Origin of the sequence: Ensifer sp. Root31, assembly GCF_001424825.1 — a bacterium.
Lineage (GTDB): Bacteria > Pseudomonadota > Alphaproteobacteria > Rhizobiales > Rhizobiaceae > Ensifer > Ensifer canadensis.
In genome coordinates this window covers 38,207-56,744 of record NZ_LMCO01000001.1, presented here as the reverse complement: position 1 = coordinate 56,744, position 18,538 = coordinate 38,207, and the positions used below count along the sequence as shown (strand labels likewise).

Genomic DNA, 18,538 nt, shown 5'->3' with positions numbered 1-18,538 from the left:
GTCCAATGGCCTAACATATACATGCCCAGAACCTTCATCCAAGACAAATCGGGCCGCAAACCCGTCAAGGTGTAGGAGGTATGACCGGAAAGGCGCAGGGCCAATTATTTTGCTCGTCTTCGTCTGCAAGTGACTTGTTGTGAGACGGCTATTGTGCTTTTCAGAGACCGGCGGATTCCCGACCGGGAGATCATGCGGTGCAGAACTATGAACAGAATCATGGCTGTGCCGAATTCGGAGTGTCTTAGTTGAAACGTGTAGCTGCCCTTCTGCTTTCTACCGCGCTTGCGGGATGTCAGGCTGTTCCGGGCGAGGGGCCGCTGGCCGGGGCCATTGTTGCGGATGCCGGCCAATCCGGCGCCGAAATCGGTCGAAAGAACGCCACCGTATTTGATATCGTCGATGTGACCGGTCAGTCCGCACGCCTTGTTTCCGACTACGTGTCGTCGACGCTCAACCGCCGGTTCGGTATCGGCGGCGGTGTGGGCCGGGTCGTCATCGGTGTTGGCGACGCTCTGAAAGTATCGATCTTCGAGGCCGGCAGCGACGGTCTGTTCTCGACGCAGGACTCCAAACAGACAAGCATCGACCTCGTCGTCCAGCCGGACGGCAAGGCAGCCATCCCCTATGTCGGCTCGGTCCGATTTGCCGGCCTGACGCTGGAACAGGCGCGCCAGGAAATCCTGGAAGCGCTGAAGCAGAAGGCGGTCGAGCCTGATGTCATCGTCACGAGCATGAGCACCGCCTCGCGCAACGTCACCGTTTCGGGCGCTGTCGGCAAGTCCGCAGTCGTCCCGCTCAGCCTCGTCGACGAGACGATCAACGAGGTCATCGCCAAGGCGGGCGGCCCCGTGGCGCAGCCCTACGAGACCTATGTCACGCTGGTGCGCGGCAAGAAGACCGGCACGGTTCTCCTGAAGTCGATCATCGAGAACCCGTCTGAAAACATCCATGTGAAGCCGGGAGACCAGATCTTCGTTGCGCGCGATCCGCGCCGCTTCACTATCCTTGGCGCCGTCAAGGCCAACCAGCGCGTCGAGTTCGGCGCCAACGACCTCAACCTGCTGGAAGCCATGGGACTTGCCGGCGGCGGTTCCGACTATGCGCTCGACATGAAGGGCTACTTCATCTTCCGCTACGAAGAGCCGGATGTCGTCATGAGCCTTCTCGGCCAGCAGCGCTTCAACGAGATGTTGCGCAAGGGCATGCAGACGGACAGCCAGGGGCGCTATCCGATCGTCTACCGCTTCGACATGAGCAAGCCGGACAGCCTGATCGTCGGCCAGACCTTCCCGATCAAGAATCGCGACGTGATCTATGCCTCGCGTCATCCGTCGGTGGACTTCTCGAAGTTCCTGAACTTCGTGGCGCAGCCGGTCGGCATTGCCAATTCCGGCTTCTCCATCGCCGACAACCTCAACGGCAACTGATCCAATTCAGGCTGCAGTTCTTGAGAGGGCGCCGACCGTGGTCAGCGCCCTTTTTCTATGTGCGTCAAGGATCGTGCCGTGGGGTGTCGAAGCGGGTTGCCGTCGCTCAAATTCTGTGATTGATCTTGGACTTAAATCGATTTTGGTGATCGATAGGGATTGGTCCGCTCAAGGGGAAAGCGATGGCTGGTGAGGCGTTGATCGTCGTCGACGTGCAAAACGATTTTTGCCCGGGCGGAGCGCTTGCCGTTTCCGGCGGCGATGAGATCGTGCCTGCGGTCAACGATCTGATCGGGAGGTTCGAGCATGTGGTGCTGACGCAGGATTGGCATCCGGTCGGCCATTCGAGCTTCGCATCCGTCCATTCGGGAAAAGCGCCGTTCGAGACGGTAACGATGTCCTATGGCGAGCAAACGCTTTGGCCGGACCATTGTGTTCAGGGCAGTACCGGCGCCGACTTTCACCCATCGCTGAAATGGACACGCGCCGAACTGGTGATCCGCAAGGGCTTTCGCACCGGCATCGACAGCTATTCCGCCTTCTTCGAGAATGATCGCCGGACGCCGACCGGGCTGACTGGCTACCTCAGGGATCGCGGTATCGGCAGCGTTACCTTGTGCGGCCTGGCGACCGATTTCTGCGTCGCCTTTTCCGCGCTCGACGCCGTGGCCCAGGGGTTTTCAACCTCCGTCGTGCTTGATGCCTCCAGGGGTATCGATCTCAACGGTTCGCTCTCCGCCATGATCACGCGCATGCGGCAAGCCGGCGTGCGTATGCTTTAGCCATGCAGCAATTCAAAGTGCTACAGCGACCTTTGCGCGTCTCATAAGACGCGCTGCGCTGTAAGAGGAGCAATTCCTAAGATGACCAAGACCGATATCGCCAGGCGCGTCTACAATCATGCCTGGAAGCTCGACCCGATCGTGCGCAGCCTGCTCGACACGGATTTCTACAAGCTTTTGATGCTGCAGATGATCTGGCAGCTCTATCCGGATGTAGACGCGACCTTCTCGCTGATCAACCGGACCAAGACCGTGCGCCTGGCCGACGAGATCGACGAAAATGAACTGCGCGAGCAACTCGATCATGCGCGCGAGTTGCGGTTCTCCAAGAAGGAGATGATCTGGCTTGCCGGTAACTCGTTCTACGGTCGCAAGCAGATTTTCTCGCCGGAGTTCCTCGCCTGGCTCGCAAAATTCCGCCTGCCGGATTACGAGCTGTCGCGACGCGACGGCCAGTTCGAGCTGACCTTCCGTGGGCGCTGGGCCGAGACCACCATGTGGGAGATCCCGGCGCTGGCGATCATCAACGAGCTGCGCTCGCGCTCGGCCATGAAAGGGCTCGGCCCCTTCACGCTCGATGTGCTCTATGCCCGTGCCAAGGCGAAGATGTGGTCGAAGGTCGAGCGCCTCAGGCAGTATCCCAACCTGCGGATTTCGGATTTCGGCACGCGAAGGCGCCACAGCTTCCTGTGGCAGCGCTGGTGCGTCGAGGCATTGAAGGAAGGCATCGGTGCATCCTTCTCCGGCTCCAGCAACGTGCTTCTGGCGATGGATACGGACCTGGAGGCGCTCGGCACCAACGCGCATGAATTGCCGATGGTGGCAGCTGCACTTGCCCGCACCGATGCCGAACTCGCCGCCGCACCCTATAAGGTGCTGCAGGACTGGAATCAGCTCTACGGCGGCAATCTCTTGATCGTGCTTCCCGATGCCTTCGGCACGGCCGCGTTCCTGCGCGATGCGCCGGCATGGGTGGCGGACTGGACCGGCTTTCGTCCGGACAGCGCCCCGCCGATCGAAGGCGGCGAGAAAATTCTCGCCTGGTGGAAGAAGATGGGGCGCGACCCGCGTGAAAAACTGCTCATCTTCTCCGATGGTCTCGATGTCGAAACGATCATCGAAACCTACAGGCATTTCGAGGGACGCGTGCGCATGAGCTTTGGTTGGGGAACGAACCTCACCAATGACTTTGCCGATTGCGCGCCGACGGAGATCAAGGGCCTCAATCCGATATCGATCGTCTGCAAGGTCAGCGACGCTGATGGCCGGCCGGCGGTCAAGCTGTCGGACAACCCCCGCAAGGCGACCGGCGACGCGGCCGAGGTGCAGCGCTATCTGAAGTTCTTCGGGAGCGAGGATTTCGTCGAGCAGGCCGTCAAGGTCTGACGGCGGTCGTTTGGACAAAAAGAAACCGGCGCGAGCCGGTTTCAAAAGGGGATTTAAGCGTTGCGATTGTCCATCATCGCGATGTCAAATCTAGGGACAGAATCTTAAGGTTGCGTTAAGGCGCATCTTTCGATGTCTGCAACTACAAATTAAATCTTCCGCTTGAGCGTTTCGATCGAGCGATCTCCTCAGGTTTCCTGAGCGACCCATCAGAACACGAACATGTAAAGCAGAACGATGACGATCAGGGGTACGCCCATGAGCCAGAGAACGATGCCTTTCATTTCAAGACCTCCACGTCGTTGCCGTTGAATTGGTAACGCAGGCTGGCGGGAAACGTTCCCTGTCTCAAGCAGGTCACGCAAGAGTGCCCAGCGGTTGGCGATAACCGCTGAGAGGCAACTGGACTTTAAATTGCGACGAGCTGATCTTGGAGATCGCGCCCGCATTTTGGGATTGAAGCGTTGCCGCGCGGAATATCAAACAGGGTCGTCTGACGACGCCGTAACATCGAGAAATCGCTTCATAATTCCACCTCGATGCGTCGCCGGTTTGAGGTGGAATTATCCAGTCGCCGGTGACAACAGGGCAATAAAAAAGGCCGGGCGAACCCGACCTTCCCATTCGCTGCACTGCCGCTGCCCGCAAATCTGCGTCCGGCGACGACGCGCGAAAATGACTTGGCCTAATTACTTGGCCTGCAGGTTGTCTGCAGAAGACTTGCCGGTCTTGCGGTCGCGCGTCAGCTCGTAGCTGATCTGCTGACCTTCGTTGAGGCCGGAAAGGCCTGCGCGCTGAACGGCCGAAATGTGAACGAACACGTCCGGGCTGCCGTCGTCAGGCTGGATGAAGCCGAAACCCTTGGTGCTGTTGAACCACTTTACTGTGCCTGTAGCCATGACGATTCCCTTTCAATCGCTCGTAATAGACATTTCCGGAAAAAACCTCCGGATCAGGATAACCGATTTTGAAGAGGGAAGTCCGTCTCTCACGCGCTTAGGGCGCCGACACAAAGTTCGTCAGCAATATCGATTTCCGCCAAATAGGAGCTGAATGTGACGATTGCAAGGCTTTGTTCGCCCATGTCTGGACGGGTTGAGCGGCTATGCACATGTGCGTGTTCATCGCGGTGCAACGGTGGCGAATAGCGCCATGGTTTTGAGGCAAAATAGAAGGAAAACTGGTGCTGCTAGAGAGATTTGAACTCTCGGCCTCTCCCTTACCAAGGGAGTGCTCTACCCCTGAGCTATAGCAGCATCTCGCGGCCGGTTCGTTGACAAGCCGCATCAAGCGAGGCGCCTATTGCCATAGCTGGACGGGGAGCGCAAGCCGCATTTCGAAGTTTTCGCTGTTGTTCCGTGAGAAAATCGGTTTCGGCTTCCGAAGCCCCTGCTTTTGCGCTAAAGCATCGCCCATGCAAACAGACGACAAGAAAAGCGCCAAGGGCGAGGTTTCGCCGCAGGAGCAGCAGGCGACTGCGCCGACGCGCAAGAAGAAAGATACGACCGAGTCGGATCTGAGAAAGGCGCGCCTTGCCAAGACCCTGCGCGACAATCTCCAGCGCCGTAAACAGCAGATGCGCGCGCGCCGTTCCGGCGCCCCCGACGAAGCGATTGGTCTGCCTGCCGCAAAAACGGACGAATCCGAAGATTAGTACGACGAGGGAGGGGCTGCCGTTCGGCATTCCCCCACGCATGCAGGCGTCTGCCTTGCGTTCAAGGCACTTCTAATTTCGCGGCGTCTCCACTAAAGAGGCGCCTTCAGACACACTTCATTTTTTTGGAAAGGCGGGCCAAGCCCGTTCGAGAGGCCTCATGGATCGCATCAGGATTGTAGGCGGGAATGAACTTCACGGGGTCATCCCGATCTCCGGCGCGAAGAATGCGGCCCTGCCGCTGATGATCGCATCGCTTTTGACCGATGACACGCTGACGCTGGAAAACGTTCCGCATCTGGCCGACGTCGAGCAGCTGATCCGCATCCTCGGCAACCATGGCGTCGATATCTCGGTCAACGGCCGGCGCGAGCGCCAGGGCGAAAGCTACGCCCGCACGATCCATTTCACCTGCCGCAACATCGTCGACACCACCGCGCCTTATGAGCTGGTGTCGAAGATGCGCGCAAGCTTCTGGGTCATTGGCCCGCTGCTCGCACGCGAAGGCAAGGCCCGCGTGTCGCTGCCGGGCGGTTGCGCCATCGGCACGCGCCCGGTCGATCTGTTCATCGAGGGTCTTCAGGCGCTGAGCGCCAACATCGAGATCGACAGCGGCTACGTTAACGCGACGGCGCCGGCAGGTGGCCTGATCGGTGCCCGCTACACCTTCCCGAAGGTTTCCGTCGGTGCCACCCACGTGCTGATGATGGCGGCGACGCTCGCCAACGGCACCACCGTGCTCGGCAACGCCGCGCGCGAGCCCGAAGTCGTCGACCTAGCCAATTGCCTGAACGCCATGGGCGCCAAGATCACCGGCCAGGGCACGGCGACGATCACCATCGAGGGCGTGCGCTCGCTGTCCGGCGCGCGTCACCGCGTGCTGCCCGACCGTATCGAGACCGGCACCTACGCCATGGCCGTTGCCATGACCGGCGGCGACGTCATCCTCGAAGACACGGATATGGCGCTGCTTGACACCGCACTCGAGGCGATCCGCCGGGCCGGCGCTGAAATCACGCCGACCAACAGCGGCATCCGCGTCGTGCGCAATGGCGCCGGCATCAAGCCGGTCGATATCGTCACCGATCCGTTCCCCGGATTCCCGACCGACCTGCAGGCGCAGTTCATGGGTCTGATGACCAAGTCGAACGGCGTTTCGCACATCACCGAGACGATCTTCGAAAACCGTTTCATGCACGTGCAGGAACTGGCGCGCCTCGGCGCCAAGATCTCGCTGTCGGGCCAGACGGCCAAGATCGAGGGCGTCAGCCGGCTGAAGGGCGCCCCCGTGATGGCGACCGACCTGCGCGCCTCGGTGTCGCTGGTCATCGCCGGTCTTGCGGCGGAAGGCGAAACCATGGTGTCGCGCGTCTACCATCTCGACCGCGGTTTCGAGCGGCTGGAAGAAAAGCTCACCCGTTGCGGCGCTCACGTCGAGCGTGTCAGCGACTGATTTTAGCCGTCGCGCCTGATGCCGTTGCGGTTTCAGGCGCGACGTCCTATGTCCATTTCAATTGTGGCACGCAAAATGTGCGACGAAAGCGAAAGGAATGGATCGCATGGATGGTCTGAAGCTGCTGGCGCTCGATGAAGAGGACCTGGCCGTCGTCTCCGCCCACGTCCAGGATGCCGTGTTCAAGGTTTCCGGACTGGAATACGACGCACGCCGCAAGCAGTTTTCGCTCATCGTCAACCGGTTCGTCTGGGAGATGGCCGACGGCAAGCGGCGTTCGTTCGAGCGCCGGCGCGCCGTGCTCCTGTTCAAGCGGGTGAGCGCCGTGCGCTCGCTTGGCTTCGACCGCCGCAACGGCGAGGCCGTGCTCGATCTGCTGGCGGTGACGTTCACGGTCGCCGGCGAGGGGCCGGAAGGCGCCGTCGAACTGGTGCTTGCCGGCGAAGCTTCGATCGCCCTTGATGTGGAATGCATCGAGGTGCAGCTTGCGGATACCGGCGGAGCATGGGAAACCGCTTTCAAGCCCCGGCATCCCGAAGGCGTTTGAAACCCGCGACACAGGCATACCACAAGGACATTTTGCGTTGGCAATCAGGCTGAACTATCTCGACGGTAACTTCGAACAGCAGTTCGCGGCATTCCTGACCACCAAGCGCGAAGTTTCCGAGGACGTCAACGCCGCGGTCAAGGCGATCATCGACGATGTTCGCCTGCGCGGCGACGAGGCGGTGGCGGAATATTCCGCCCGCTTCGACGGCATCGACTTTGCAACGACCCCGATGGCCGTCAGCGCCGAGGAAATCGATGCGGCGATCCAGGCCGTTGAGCCGGAAGTGCTGGGCGCGCTCAAGGTTGCCGCCGTCCGCATCGAGGCGCACCACGCCCGCCAGCGGCCGAAGGACGATATCTACGAGGATACGATGGGCGTCGGCCTCGGCTCGCGCTGGACGGCGGTCGACGCCGTCGGGCTTTACGTGCCTGGCGGCACGGCGAGCTACCCAAGCTCGGTGCTGATGAACGCGCTGCCGGCCAAGGTCGCCGGCGTCGAGCGCATCGTCATGGTCGTGCCGGCAAACGGCGGCAAGATCAACCCGGCGGTGCTGGCAGCTGCGCGTCTGGCCGGTGTCGAGGAAATCTACCGTATTGGCGGCGCGCAGGCGATCGCCGCCCTTGCTTATGGCACCGCGACCGTCGCGCCGGTGGCAAAGGTCGTCGGCCCGGGCAATGCCTATGTCGCCGCCGCCAAGCGCCAGGTTTTCGGCACCGTCGGCATCGACATGATTGCTGGCCCGTCCGAGGTGCTCGTCATCGCCGACCGCGAAAACAATCCGGACTGGATCGCCGCCGACCTCCTGGCGCAGGCCGAGCACGATGTCGGCGCCCAGTCGATCCTGATCACGGATGACGCGGCCTTCGGCGAGGCGGTCGAAGCGGCGGTCGAACGTCAGCTGAAAACCCTGCCGCGCGCAGAGACCGCATCGGCGAGCTGGCGCGATTTCGGCGCGATCATCCTGGTGCCGGACCTCGAAAAGGCCATACCGCTTGCAAACCGCATTGCCGCCGAGCATCTGGAGCTGGCGCTTGCCGATCCCGAGCCGATGGTCGCCAAGATCCGCAATGCCGGCGCCATCTTTGTCGGACGCCACACGCCCGAAGTCATCGGTGACTATGTCGGTGGCTCGAACCACGTACTGCCGACGGCGCGCTCGGCGCGGTTCTCCTCCGGTCTCGGCGTTCTCGACTACATGAAGCGCACGTCGATCCTGCGCCTCGACGCGGAGCAGCTTCGCATCCTCGGCCCTGCAGCAATCGCGCTGGCGCGGTCGGAAGGCCTTGAGGCTCATGCGCGCTCCGTCGCCATTCGCCTCAATCTCGGGGATGCGGGATGAAGGCAGACCGCAACCAGCGCCTCTGCGACGTCGTATTGGACGAGACGATCGGCCGTTCGACGCCCGACGTGGAGCATGAGCGCGCGGTTGCGATCTTCGACCTTCTCGAAGAAAACCTGTTCGAACCGGTCGGCCACCCGGGCGGCCCCTACAAGCTCAACCTTTCTCTCATGGACGCCAAGCTGGTCTTTGCGATCTCCACCGAGAAAGGATCTGACGTCGCCACCCATATTCTCTCGCTGACGCCGTTTCGCCGGATCGTGAAGGACTACTTCATGATCTGCGAGAGCTATTACGAAGCGATCCGCTCGGCGACGCCGAGTCAGATCGAAGCGATCGACATGGGTCGCCGCGGCATCCACAACGAGGGCTCGCAGACGCTGATGGACCGCCTGTCGGGCAAGATCCGGCTAGATTTCGACACCGCCCGCCGCCTGTTCACGCTCGTCTGCGTGCTCTACTGGCGCGGATGACGGCGGAGACCGGGATGACGGCAACCGCGACGCCTCAACCGACAAGGCCCCGTTCCGTTCTCTTCATGTGCGGCATGAACGCAATCCGCTCGCCGATGGCCGAGGCACTCGCCAAGGCCGCCCTGCCGGCGGGAACCTATGTCACCTCCGCCGGCGTGCGCCACGGTGAGCGCGATCCCTTCGTCGATGTCGTGCTCGACGAGATCGGCCTGTCGATCGGGCGGCATCAGCCGCGCACCCTGGACGAGCTCGAGGACGACTATTTCGACCTCATCGTCACGCTGGCGCCCGAGGCCCATCACATGGCGCTGGAATTGACTCGCTCCATGGCCGTCGACGTGGTCTATTGGCCGACACCTGACCCGACGGTTGCCACCGGCACGCGCGAACAGATTGTCGATGCCTATCGCGCCGTTCGCGATCACCTTGCCACTCTGATTAATCGCCGTCTGGTAGTAGCGCCCGCGGGCGAAAAAGCTTAATACCAACCTGCGCTGATATTGACCTATTGCGTGCGACCGTATGCGGTCCTCCGGCAAGGAGCATATCTGAGAGCGATGCCTGGGCATCGGTCGAGGATTGCGACGCTGCCGGCGGCCGACAGACGGCCCACCCGAAGGGCCGGGCGCTTTTGGTCTCCGACAGCGTCGACAATCCTCACCGGACTGCTCGGGTCCGGTTGCGGTTTTCTCCTTGCCGGAAACCAAAATCGCTCCGGCGCAATCGATCAATATCAGCGCAGGTTGGTATAAGGCAGTACAAAAGCTGAAAAGCCGGCGCAAAGCGGTTCACAAATCCTCGTCGATTGTGTAGTTTCCGGCGAATTTTTCGGGATGCGTGTCGTATCCCCGAACAAACACAGAAAGAACAGTCCTACATGGCGAAAGAAGAAGTCCTCGAATTCCCGGGCGTGGTCACGGAATTGCTTCCCAATGCGACCTTCCGCGTGAAGCTCGAAAATGAACATGAAATTATTGCCCACACCGCAGGCCGCATGCGCAAGAACCGTATCCGCGTTCTGGCCGGCGACAAGGTGCTCGTCGAAATGACGCCCTATGACCTGACCAAGGGTCGCATCACCTACCGCTTCAAGTAAACCGCCCGACAGGTGGCTTCATCATATTTCTGGGGTGACGGCGCGTTCCGATGACAACGGCTCAAAAACTGATACTGGCGTCCGGCTCGCCGCGTCGCGTCGAGCTTTTGGCCCAGGCAGGTATCGAGCCTGCGCGCCTGATGCCGATGGATCTCGACGAAACGCCGAAGCGCTCCGAGCATCCGCGCTCGCTGGCGCGTCGTCTCTCGGCTGAAAAGGCCAAGGCGGCGCTGGCTGCGATCAAGGGTGAAGCCGGTTGGGATGGCAGCTATATTCTGGCGGCCGACACCGTCGTCTGCGTCGGTCGGCGCATCCTGCCGAAGCCGGAACTCGTCAGCGAAGCCTCGAGCGCCCTGCATCTTTTGTCGGGCCGCAGCCACCGCGTCTATACCGGTGTTTGCCTGATCACACCCGACAAGACGTTGCGCCAGAAGGTGGTCGACACCAAGGTCCGCTTCAAGCGCCTTTCCGGTTTTGACATCGAGAGCTATCTTGCCTCCGGCCAATGGCGCGGCAAGGCAGGCGCCTATGGCATCCAGGGCATTGCCGGCAGCTTTGTGGTCAAGCTCGTCGGCTCCTACAGCAACGTCGTCGGCCTGCCGCTCTACGAGACGGTCGGCCTGCTGGTCGGTGAAGGCTACGACGTTCACAATCGCTGGCTGGAAGGCTGAAGGCAGTGACTGACGAAGACAAGAAAAGCGGCTCGAACGTAGCACCTCTGCGCGCCCCGCGTCCTTGCCCCGAATGCGGCCGCCCATCGCACCGCGAGCACTATCCCTTCTGCTCGGACCGCTGCCGCAATGTCGACCTCAACCGCTGGCTCTCGGGCTCCTACGCCATTCCCGTCGCAGACGACGAGGCGAAAGCGGACGACGACGATCGCTGACCGCGATCTGCCTGAATATCCACGGTTTTTTGGCTTTTTCCACTAACTTTGAAATTCCTGCCAAAAAACTTTCATTTGGTGCTGGACACCGCCGAACAAGATGTTATAACCCCGCTCGCTTCCGGGGCACAGACAACGCCCCGAGGGCTCCGAGAGGAGCCGCTGCCCGCAACGGCAGGATGCCCGGATAGCTCAGTTGGTAGAGCAGCGGATTGAAAATCCGCGTGTCGGTGGTTCAAATCCGCCTCCGGGCACCATTCATAATTGCATGGTTTCCTTTGATTTTTAGCCTCTTGATTTAGTCGGTCGCTTGCCGCGTCTAGGCAGGTCTTTTCAGCGTTCTGGAAGTTTCCGTTCTTCCTTCTGCTCACTTCCTTTTTGAAGTCAGCAATGGTGCGTGTCGCAGATGGTAGCCACGTCGAACCTCGCCGCCTCCTCCAACCGAATGTGGCGGGTCTCTAGGGCACGGTCACACTGGCAGGAGCATATCGGGGCAGGGGTGGCTGCTTCCCCTTGCCGATGCAAAGCCGGAGCCGAAGAAGCCGTAATCTTAGCGCTGACGCCCTTACAAGGGCTAGGGCGCGGTCTGTGACTGCGCTCTGATGCAAGCTGCTTCCGATACCCTGCCGCCACCTTATTCAGCCAAGCGGCGATTTTTTCACCTGGCTCTGTCGCCGCCATCCCGCCATGCGGCTGGTATTCCGCATGGGCCCGAAGGGCGCCGCGCCACCTATCCACCCAACACCGCAGACAATGAGATTAACCAATTGTTAACCATGTCGGCGCAACCTGAAACACTGTTGGCAGATTGTGCACCGATCTGGTGGGATCGTGTCAGTCAGGCGTTTCGAGCTTGGAATATACCGGGCATGCCGCGCCCCAAAAGCAGACGAATTCGTTCATTCCTGAGGGAGTAGAGGCAAGGGTGTACGAAATGGCAGATCACATGATGAAGATGCTGATGAGCATCATGGCAGCGCTGTCGCTTGGCTCGCTGCTGTTTCTGATGGCCGTTCTCTAAAGCGCGTCGCGATTTCCAGGATCCGCTTGTCGCGCTTCAAGCTCTTGTTCTTTCGCATGTCATCGCGAAAGCGCTGCACATTTTTGCGCGACATTTCTGGTGACGGCGAAAAGCTCGGGCGTTTGCGCGCACCCGCGGTCCGGTCTGTCAGGGATAGAGGTAGAACTCGTCCCAGTTCTCGCGCGGCACGAGATCGCCGATCTTATATTCGAAGGACAGGATGCCCAGGTGCTCCGCGTCGGTGCGGCACTTGAATTTTAGCTTGTACCATTCCCCCTTGCTGCGGAAAACCGCGCCCGGCGCCTTCATCTTGTCTTCCTTCATGACCGGTTCGGCGAAGGTGTAGGCGATCACCTTGTCGGGCTTGAAGGTCGTCTTGTCGGCGTTGATGCGCTCCATCGCCTCGGTGTCGCAGCGCTGTTCCAGGCGGGTCTGCGGGTCAAGCTTTTCGAACTGGCGCACCAGGGACTGATCCATCGCCAGCGCCGGGGAAAATGTGGCGGCGAAGATGAGCGGGTACGCGACTATCTTCATGCTCGACGGACTCCTGATTCTGGAAAGGGCCGCGCCCGGCAAATCACTGCCGGAGTGCGCCTGCGGTTTCAGTTAAGCTTTGTGGCCATTCCAAGGCACGGATTACGTTTCCGAAACGTCGATCCATTCGGCGCCGGTCAATTCGACGATACGCTGCGGATTGATGTGAACGGCGGCATTGGTGGCGCCAGCGGCAGGAACGACGATGTCGTAGGCTTTCAGCGACAGGTCGCAATAGATGCTGTGGGGCTTGGCAAGGCCGAACGGGCAGACGCCGCCGACTGGATGACCGGTCTCCGCCTCGACCTCGTCGAAGCCGAGCATGCGGGCCTTGGTGCCGAAGCGGGCTTTGTATTTCTTGTTGTCGAGCCGCGCGTCACCGCGCGTGACGATGAGGATCACGTCGTCGCCGACGCGGAGCGCCAATGTCTTGGCGATCTGTGCCGGTTCGACGCCATGGCCCTCGGCGGCAAGTGCCACTGTTGCCGTGCTCTGCTCGAGTTCGATGACGTCGATGTCGGGGGCGTGCTGCGAGAAGAACTGTTTGACGGATGTAAGGCTCATGGTGGGTCTTCAGGCTCTGGAAATGGCTTCATGAAAAAAAGTCGAGCGGACGAACGCTTGGAGAGGCGTCGAGCGCCAAGGGTGCTGCCGCCGGCAGGAATGCCTCAATCGTCGTTGGAGGCGTCAAGGTCTTCCGGGCGTCTGCCTTCCTGCTGCGGCGGCAGGTAGCCATGGGTCGTGAACCAGTTTTCGAGGATCGCCGCGATCGCCTGCTCGCGTGTGAGCTTGCCGGGATGGTCGGCCATGAACGCCTTCAGCGCCGTTTCGATATTGTCGGAGTTCGGCTCGCTCATGGTGATTTCCTTCCGTTGGACTGGCACGGCCCGCCGGGTCGGCGAGCCATGCGGTATGGTCGCGTGGCGGTGGTTCGTCACGCCTGTTTGACGATGCGGATCAGCACCAGCAGGATCACTGCGCCGATCGTCGCGTGCAGGATCGCCGAAAGCACGCCCGATCCAAGGCTGATACCGATGGCGGGAAAGAGGAAGCCGGCGATGAAGGCGCCGATGATGCCCACGACCATGTTGCCGATCAGGCCGAAGCCGAACCCCTTGACGATCAAGCCGGCAAGCCAGCCGGCGATCGCTCCGACAATCAGGAATACGAGAATGCTTTCGATACCCATGAATGGTTCCCTTTCCGTTGGACCTAGAAGGGAAAGATAGACCAGGATTTCAAATCAGATAGGGGGCAATTTCATCGCGCGATGATTTTTTGCAGGAATGCGAAGCATTTGTGCGGGACAATCCGGCGCCGTCCGTCAAACAGGGCGCACAAAAGGCCGCGGTCACGCTCGCTTTATGATCCGCCTACGAGATCGGAGCCGATCCGCGAGACGATATCAATCGTGCGTGAAAATGCCGGGCAGCAATCGCTGCCCGGCATTTAGATTGTGGGATGGGGGAGTGGATCTCAGACGATGCCGCCGCCACCGCCGGCAACGGCCGGCCGCTCGCCGGCCACCTTGGCGCGATAGCCGCTCGCCCGATAGGTCGCAACCGGCGCAATCGCCCCGCCGCTTTCGAAGCGCGCCATCGCCAGGATCGGCTCGACGTCGGTGCGAAACGCGGTCTTCAGCGTTTCCGCCGCCATCAGTGCATCATTGTCCTGCTGGAAGCTGTCGAGCGCTGTGCGGTCGACGATGAGGGCCTGTGCATAGGCGCGGCAGACCTCCATCGCGCTCGTCATCAGGCTTTCGATCGGATCGGTGACATTGTGGCTCTGGTCGAGCATATGGGCCGGATCGAAGCCTTTGGCACCCCGCGTCTCGGCATCGACGAGTTCATTGAAGACGAGGAACAGGCGATAGGGGTCGATCGAGCCGGTATCGAGGTCGTCGTCGCCATATTTCGAATCGTTGAAGTGGAAACCACCGAGTTTCCTGAACTGGATCAGCCGGGCGACGATCATCTCGATGTTGACGTTCGGCGCGTGGTGGCCAAGGTCGACCAGGCAGAAGGCCTTGGGTCCAAGTTCCTGGGCGATCAGGTAGTTGGTGCCCCAGTCCTGCACCACGGTCGAATAGAAGGCCGGCTCGAACATCTTGTGTTCGGTGAAGACGCGCCAGTCCTCGGGCAGTGCGGCATAGACCGCTTTCATCGCATCGAGATAACGCTCGAACGATCTGGTGAAGTTGCTCTGGCCGGGAAAGTTGGAGCCGTCTCCGACCCAGACCGTCAGTGCCTTCGAGCCGAGCTGTCGGCCGATGTCGATGCATTCGAGATTGTGCTCGACCGCTTGGGCGCGCGTGGCCGCGTCGCTGTGCGACAACGATCCGAACTTGTAGGAATGTGCCTGTCCGGGCGCATCCGAGAAGGTGTTCGAGTTCATCGCGTCGAAGCCGAGGCCGAGGGCGGCACCTTTCTGCTTCAGTTCCTGGAGATCGCTGACCTTGTCCCACGGGATGTGCAGCGAGACGTTGGGCGTTGCCCGTGTCAGCTGCTGGATGACGGCGCAATCCTCCAGCTTGTCGAAGATATTGCGCGGCTCGCCCTTGCCGGGGAAGCGGGCAAAGCGGGTGCCGCCGGTGCCGACCCCCCAGGAGGGGACTGCGACGCCATAGGCCGCAACCTTGCGCTTGATGGCGTCGACGTCGATGCCGCGGCGCGCCAGCCTTTCGCCAAGGCTTTCATAGTCCTGGCGAAGTGCCGCCTCGCGGCGCTCGTTCTCTGCGTCAAGGATGGTCTTGCCGATCATGGTGGTGCTCATCAAAATCTCCGGATCAGCGGGTGAACGACTGGGCATTGCCCGCGTCGACATTGACGATGTTGCCGGTCGATTTCGCCGACATGTCCGAGGCGAGGAAGTAGATCGCCTCGGCGATATCCTCCGGGAAGACGCTGAGCTTCAGCATCGAGCGTTCGCGGTAGTGCGCCTCGAGGTCGTCGACATCCATCTTGTAGGCGGCGGCGCGCTGCTCTTTCCACTCGCCGGTCCAGATTTTCGAGCCGCGCAGCACGGCGTCCGGGTTGACGACGTTGACGCGGATCTGGGCGGACGCGCCCTCGAGCGCCAGGCAACGGGCGAGGTGGATCTCGGCTGCCTTTGCGGTGCAGTAGGCCGATGCGCCGGGCGACGCGGCAAGACCATTTTTGGAAGCAACGAAGACGACGTTGCCGCCGGCCTTCTGGTTGCGGAAGACCCGGAAGGCCTCGCGCGAGACGAGGAAGTAGCCCGTCGCAAGGATGTCCATGTTCTTGTTCCAGAGCGCCAGCGTCGTATCCTCGACCGCGGCGGAGGAGGCAAGGCCGGCATTCGACACCAGGATGTCGAGACCGCCGAAGGCTAAAAGCGTATCGCCGAAGCCACCTTCTACCGCCGCCTCGCTGGTCACGTTCATGCTGAGCGAACGCACGAAATCCTTGCCGTGGCGGGCCGCAAGCTCGCTTTCGGCGCTAGCAAGCGCCGTTTCGTCGATATCGGCGATGACGACGCAGGCACCTTCCTGCATCAGCCGGTGTGCCGTTGCCTTGCCGATGCCGCCGGCGCCGCCAGTCACCAGCGCGATGCGTCCCGCAAGGCTTTTTGGCTTCGGCATGCGCTGAAGCTTGGCTTCCTCGAGCAGCCAGTATTCGATGTCGAAGGCTTCCTGTTCCGGCAGGCCGACATAGGTCGAGACGCCGGATGCGCCGCGCATGACATTGATGGCGTTGACGTAGAATTCGCCGGAGATGCGCGCCGTCGCCTTGTCCTTGGCAAAGGTGATCATGCCGACGCCGGGCACCAAGTAGACGACCGCGTTCGGATCGCGCATGGCGGGGCTGTCTGCATGTTTGCAGCGCTCGTAGTAGGCGGCGTAATCGGCGCGATAGGCAGCGATTGCGTCGGCAAGCCCGGCAAGGGTCTTTTCGATGTCTGCAGCGGCAGGATCGAAATCGACGACAAGCGGGCAGATCTTGGTTCTGAGGAAATGATCCGGGCAGCTGGTGCCGAGCGATGCCAGCGGCTTGAGATCCTTGGCGGTCACGAAGTCGAGCACCGCCTGGCTGTCGTCGAAATGTCCGACCTTGCGCTCGTCGGCGCTGATCAGGCCGCGGATGACCGGCATCAACCGTTTGGCAATCGCCACCCGGTCGCTCGCATCGAGCGTCGGCTTGGCCACGCCGCCGAAGGCCGGCCTGGTGTTTTCCGTCTCGAACCAGGCGATCGCCTTGTTGATGATTTCGACGGTGGTCTCGTAAGCTTCTCTGGCCGTGTCGCCCCAGGTGAAGAGGCCATGGCTTTCAAGCACGACGCCGCGGGCGGACGGATTCTCCAGGCAGAACTTTTCCAGCCAGAGGCCGAGTTCGTAGCCCGGGCGCTTCCAGGGCAGCCAGCCGATGTCGTTGCCGAAGATTTTTGCCGTCAATTCCCTGCTGTTTTTGGAGGCCGCTATCGCGATGATCGCATCGGGATGCATGTGATCGACGTGCTTTTTCGGAACATAGGCGTGCAGCGGCGTGTCGATCGAGGCGGCGCGCGGGTTGAGGTTGAACGTGCAATGCGGAAGATAGCCGACCATCTCGTCTTCGAAGGCGACGCCGCGATAGATGCCTTTCAGGGCATTCAGCTTGTCCATGCAAAGCGTGGCGAAGCCGTCCATCTTGATCGTGCCGACGTCGCCGCCAGAGCCCTTGACCCAGAGGACTTCGACCGTGCCGCCGCCGAGCGGGTCCTTCTCCATCACCTTGGCCGAGGTATTGCCGCCGCCGTAGTTGGTGATGCGCTTGTCGGAGCCGAGCAGGTTCGAACGATAGAGAAGACGTTCGGCCTCGCTCATGCCGGCCGCCTTCGTCTCATCCCATAGATTGGCAAGCCGCGCGCCCTGTTGCTTGTCGAGCATCTCGAAAATCCTCCCGGTCCGTTGCCACGCGGCTTGGCGGCCGCGTGGAGATGTGGTTGGCATCAGATCACATGGCCCGAGAGTCATTGTCAATCAAAAACGATCAAATTCGCGCATGTCGCACTGCACAATGAAAAAATATGATTGATTGTGATTGACAATGTTTGGTCGTGATGGAAGCATGCAAATTATCGGAGGAGCGAATGCACGAGAAAGAAAGACATCGGATCATTCTGTCGGCGGTTCAGGAAAAGCCCGTGGTCACGGTGCCGGAACTGGTCGATCTGACCGACAGTTCCGAGGCGACGATCCGGCGCGATATCGCGGCGCTCCACGTGCAGAAGCGGTTGCGGCGCGTGCGCGGCGGGGCGGAAGCGATCAATCCGCCGCAGTTCGTCGGGCTGGCCGGGCGACCCTTCAAGGTCAATGAAAGCCTGCATGCGCGGGAGAAGCAGGCGATCGCCAAGGAGGCGGTGGCGCTGTGCGAAGATGGCGAGCCGATCATCATCAATGGCGGCACGACGACCTTCCAGATGGTGCACTTTCTCACCAATCGCCGGATGCAGGTCTTCACCAACTCGTTTCCGATCGCCGAGCATCTGCTCAAGCACTCGAAAAACACGGTGATGCTGTCGGGCGGCACGATCTACCGCGAGCAGAACATCATCCTCAGTCCGTTCGACAATGACGTGACGCGCAATTTCTATGCGCGCCGCATGTTCATGGGCGCCCAGGGGCTTGGTCCGCTCGGTCTGATGGAGGCGGATCCGCTGCTGATCCAGGCCGAGCAGAAACTGATCGATCAGGCCGACGAGCTCGTCGTGCTCGTCGACTCGTCGAAATTTCACAAGCGCTCCAGCCTCATCCTGTGCGGATTGAAGCGGATCGCCACTGTGATCACGGATTCGGGCATCGAGGACAGGCATGCTGCGATGCTCGAAAATGCCGGCGTGCGATTGGTGATCGCCAACGCCAGGTCCGGCGCTGACGCGGAGAATGCATCCTCGACCGCTTGAGACGGCCGAGGGGAGGGGAAGGATCGGCACCGG

General features: G+C 61.0%; 20 protein-coding genes and 2 tRNA genes. 14 read left to right on the top strand and 8 right to left on the bottom strand.

Annotated features, from left to right (window positions below; all coding sequences use genetic code 11):
- Positions 1-248 precede the first annotated feature (248 nt).
- The 3 genes from ASD00_RS00320 to pncB all read left to right on the top strand — a co-directional run bounded on the left by ASD00_RS00320 (position 249) and on the right by pncB (position 3,598).
- Positions 249-1,430: a polysaccharide biosynthesis/export family protein gene (locus ASD00_RS00320; protein WP_025425868.1), complete on the top strand. Its 1,182-nt coding sequence runs from the start codon at positions 249-251 to the stop codon at positions 1,428-1,430.
- A gap of 182 nt (positions 1,431-1,612) precedes the next feature.
- On the top strand, positions 1,613-2,212 hold the full coding sequence (pncA, locus tag ASD00_RS00315) for a bifunctional nicotinamidase/pyrazinamidase (protein ID WP_025425869.1): 600 nt from the start codon (positions 1,613-1,615) through the stop codon (positions 2,210-2,212).
- An 81-nt stretch (positions 2,213-2,293) separates the two neighbouring features.
- Positions 2,294-3,598 (top strand): nicotinate phosphoribosyltransferase, encoded by a 1,305-nt coding sequence (gene pncB, locus ASD00_RS00310; protein ID WP_025425870.1) that lies wholly within the window; start codon positions 2,294-2,296, stop codon positions 3,596-3,598.
- Positions 3,599-4,287: 689 nt separating this feature from the next.
- Here pncB and ASD00_RS00305 read toward each other — a convergent pair.
- Together ASD00_RS00305 and ASD00_RS00300 are read right to left on the bottom strand one after the other, a co-directional pair.
- The gene (locus tag ASD00_RS00305; protein ID WP_025425871.1) at positions 4,288-4,497 is read right to left on the bottom strand and encodes a cold-shock protein; all 210 of its coding nucleotides are present in this window, start codon (positions 4,495-4,497) and stop codon (positions 4,288-4,290) included.
- Positions 4,498-4,779: 282 nt separating this feature from the next.
- A tRNA-Thr gene (locus tag ASD00_RS00300) sits at positions 4,780-4,854 on the bottom strand.
- 17 nt (positions 4,855-4,871) lie between these two features.
- Here ASD00_RS00300 and ASD00_RS00295 point away from each other — a divergent pair.
- The 10 genes from ASD00_RS00295 to ASD00_RS00250 all read left to right on the top strand — a co-directional run bounded on the left by ASD00_RS00295 (position 4,872) and on the right by ASD00_RS00250 (position 11,306).
- Positions 4,872-5,252, top strand: coding sequence for a hypothetical protein (locus ASD00_RS00295; RefSeq protein WP_207207512.1), 381 nt, complete (start codon positions 4,872-4,874; stop codon positions 5,250-5,252).
- Between the two features lie 160 nt (positions 5,253-5,412).
- Positions 5,413-6,705, top strand: coding sequence for a UDP-N-acetylglucosamine 1-carboxyvinyltransferase (gene murA / locus ASD00_RS00290; protein WP_025425873.1), 1,293 nt, complete (start codon positions 5,413-5,415; stop codon positions 6,703-6,705).
- 106 nt (positions 6,706-6,811) lie between these two features.
- Entirely contained in the window at positions 6,812-7,252 is a 441-nt protein-coding gene (locus tag ASD00_RS00285; RefSeq protein WP_025425874.1) for a DUF2948 family protein, read from the top strand.
- Between the two features lie 37 nt (positions 7,253-7,289).
- Positions 7,290-8,594, top strand: coding sequence for a histidinol dehydrogenase (hisD, locus tag ASD00_RS00280; protein WP_025425875.1), 1,305 nt, complete (start codon positions 7,290-7,292; stop codon positions 8,592-8,594).
- Positions 8,591-9,067 (top strand): UPF0262 family protein, encoded by a 477-nt coding sequence (locus tag ASD00_RS00275; RefSeq protein WP_025425876.1) that lies wholly within the window; start codon positions 8,591-8,593, stop codon positions 9,065-9,067. Before hisD ends, ASD00_RS00275 begins: the two co-directional genes overlap by 4 nt.
- Before the next feature lie 14 nt (positions 9,068-9,081).
- Positions 9,082-9,549 (top strand): low molecular weight phosphatase family protein, encoded by a 468-nt coding sequence (locus ASD00_RS00270; protein ID WP_025425877.1) that lies wholly within the window; start codon positions 9,082-9,084, stop codon positions 9,547-9,549.
- Positions 9,550-9,944: 395 nt separating this feature from the next.
- Complete coding sequence (gene infA, locus ASD00_RS00265) at positions 9,945-10,163, top strand: translation initiation factor IF-1 (protein WP_004435948.1); 219 nt, start codon at positions 9,945-9,947, stop codon at positions 10,161-10,163.
- A gap of 50 nt (positions 10,164-10,213) precedes the next feature.
- Positions 10,214-10,834: a Maf-like protein gene (locus tag ASD00_RS00260; protein ID WP_025425878.1), complete on the top strand. Its 621-nt coding sequence runs from the start codon at positions 10,214-10,216 to the stop codon at positions 10,832-10,834.
- Positions 10,835-10,839: 5 nt separating this feature from the next.
- Positions 10,840-11,049: a DNA gyrase inhibitor YacG gene (gene yacG, locus ASD00_RS00255; protein ID WP_025425879.1), complete on the top strand. Its 210-nt coding sequence runs from the start codon at positions 10,840-10,842 to the stop codon at positions 11,047-11,049.
- Between the two features lie 181 nt (positions 11,050-11,230).
- Positions 11,231-11,306 (top strand) — tRNA-Phe (locus tag ASD00_RS00250).
- Between the two features lie 911 nt (positions 11,307-12,217).
- Here ASD00_RS00250 and ASD00_RS00245 read toward each other — a convergent pair.
- The 6 genes from ASD00_RS00245 to ASD00_RS00220 all read right to left on the bottom strand — a co-directional run bounded on the left by ASD00_RS00245 (position 12,218) and on the right by ASD00_RS00220 (position 17,489).
- Positions 12,218-12,604: a DUF930 domain-containing protein gene (locus ASD00_RS00245; RefSeq protein ID WP_025425881.1), complete on the bottom strand. Its 387-nt coding sequence runs from the start codon at positions 12,602-12,604 to the stop codon at positions 12,218-12,220.
- Positions 12,605-12,706: 102 nt separating this feature from the next.
- Complete coding sequence (locus tag ASD00_RS00240) at positions 12,707-13,168, bottom strand: YbaK/EbsC family protein (protein ID WP_025425882.1); 462 nt, start codon at positions 13,166-13,168, stop codon at positions 12,707-12,709.
- Positions 13,169-13,272: 104 nt separating this feature from the next.
- Entirely contained in the window at positions 13,273-13,461 is a 189-nt protein-coding gene (locus tag ASD00_RS00235; RefSeq protein WP_025425883.1) for a hypothetical protein, read from the bottom strand.
- Positions 13,462-13,538: 77 nt separating this feature from the next.
- A complete protein-coding gene (locus tag ASD00_RS00230) occupies positions 13,539-13,793 on the bottom strand; it encodes a GlsB/YeaQ/YmgE family stress response membrane protein (protein WP_025425884.1) in 255 nt (84 codons plus the stop codon).
- A gap of 287 nt (positions 13,794-14,080) precedes the next feature.
- Positions 14,081-15,376, bottom strand: coding sequence for an L-rhamnose catabolism isomerase (gene rhaI / locus ASD00_RS00225; protein ID WP_025425885.1), 1,296 nt, complete (start codon positions 15,374-15,376; stop codon positions 14,081-14,083).
- A gap of 13 nt (positions 15,377-15,389) precedes the next feature.
- Positions 15,390-17,489, bottom strand: a complete 2,100-nt coding sequence (locus ASD00_RS00220; protein ID WP_057204236.1) for a bifunctional rhamnulose-1-phosphate aldolase/short-chain dehydrogenase — start codon at positions 17,487-17,489, stop codon at positions 15,390-15,392.
- A 203-nt stretch (positions 17,490-17,692) separates the two neighbouring features.
- Between ASD00_RS00220 and ASD00_RS00215 the strand changes: the two genes are divergently transcribed.
- Positions 17,693-18,505, top strand: a complete 813-nt coding sequence (locus ASD00_RS00215; RefSeq protein WP_025425887.1) for a DeoR/GlpR family DNA-binding transcription regulator — start codon at positions 17,693-17,695, stop codon at positions 18,503-18,505.
- Positions 18,506-18,538: the final 33 nt, after the last annotated feature.

Bases quoted from the DNA above. Each gene is read 5' to 3' on its own strand.
- ASD00_RS00245 (WP_025425881.1), bottom strand. From the start codon at position 12,604: ATGAAGATAGTCGCGTACCCGCTCATCTTCGCCGCCACATTTTCCCCG.
- infA (WP_004435948.1), top strand. From the start codon at position 9,945: ATGGCGAAAGAAGAAGTCCTCGAATTCCCGGGCGTGGTCACGGAATTG.
- pncB (WP_025425870.1), top strand. From the start codon at position 2,294: ATGACCAAGACCGATATCGCCAGGCGCGTCTACAATCATGCCTGGAAG.
- ASD00_RS00275 (WP_025425876.1), top strand. From the start codon at position 8,591: ATGAAGGCAGACCGCAACCAGCGCCTCTGCGACGTCGTATTGGACGAG.
- ASD00_RS00215 (WP_025425887.1), top strand. From the start codon at position 17,693: ATGCACGAGAAAGAAAGACATCGGATCATTCTGTCGGCGGTTCAGGAA.
- ASD00_RS00270 (WP_025425877.1), top strand. From the start codon at position 9,082: ATGACGGCAACCGCGACGCCTCAACCGACAAGGCCCCGTTCCGTTCTC.
- ASD00_RS00240 (WP_025425882.1), bottom strand. From the start codon at position 13,168: ATGAGCCTTACATCCGTCAAACAGTTCTTCTCGCAGCACGCCCCCGAC.
- ASD00_RS00260 (WP_025425878.1), top strand. From the start codon at position 10,214: ATGACAACGGCTCAAAAACTGATACTGGCGTCCGGCTCGCCGCGTCGC.
- ASD00_RS00285 (WP_025425874.1), top strand. From the start codon at position 6,812: ATGGATGGTCTGAAGCTGCTGGCGCTCGATGAAGAGGACCTGGCCGTC.
- ASD00_RS00230 (WP_025425884.1), bottom strand. From the start codon at position 13,793: ATGGGTATCGAAAGCATTCTCGTATTCCTGATTGTCGGAGCGATCGCC.
- ASD00_RS00235 (WP_025425883.1), bottom strand. From the start codon at position 13,461: ATGAGCGAGCCGAACTCCGACAATATCGAAACGGCGCTGAAGGCGTTC.
- rhaI (WP_025425885.1), bottom strand. From the start codon at position 15,376: ATGAGCACCACCATGATCGGCAAGACCATCCTTGACGCAGAGAACGAG.
- murA (WP_025425873.1), top strand. From the start codon at position 5,413: ATGGATCGCATCAGGATTGTAGGCGGGAATGAACTTCACGGGGTCATC.
- pncA (WP_025425869.1), top strand. From the start codon at position 1,613: ATGGCTGGTGAGGCGTTGATCGTCGTCGACGTGCAAAACGATTTTTGC.
- ASD00_RS00220 (WP_057204236.1), bottom strand. From the start codon at position 17,489: ATGCTCGACAAGCAACAGGGCGCGCGGCTTGCCAATCTATGGGATGAG.
- ASD00_RS00305 (WP_025425871.1), bottom strand. From the start codon at position 4,497: ATGGCTACAGGCACAGTAAAGTGGTTCAACAGCACCAAGGGTTTCGGC.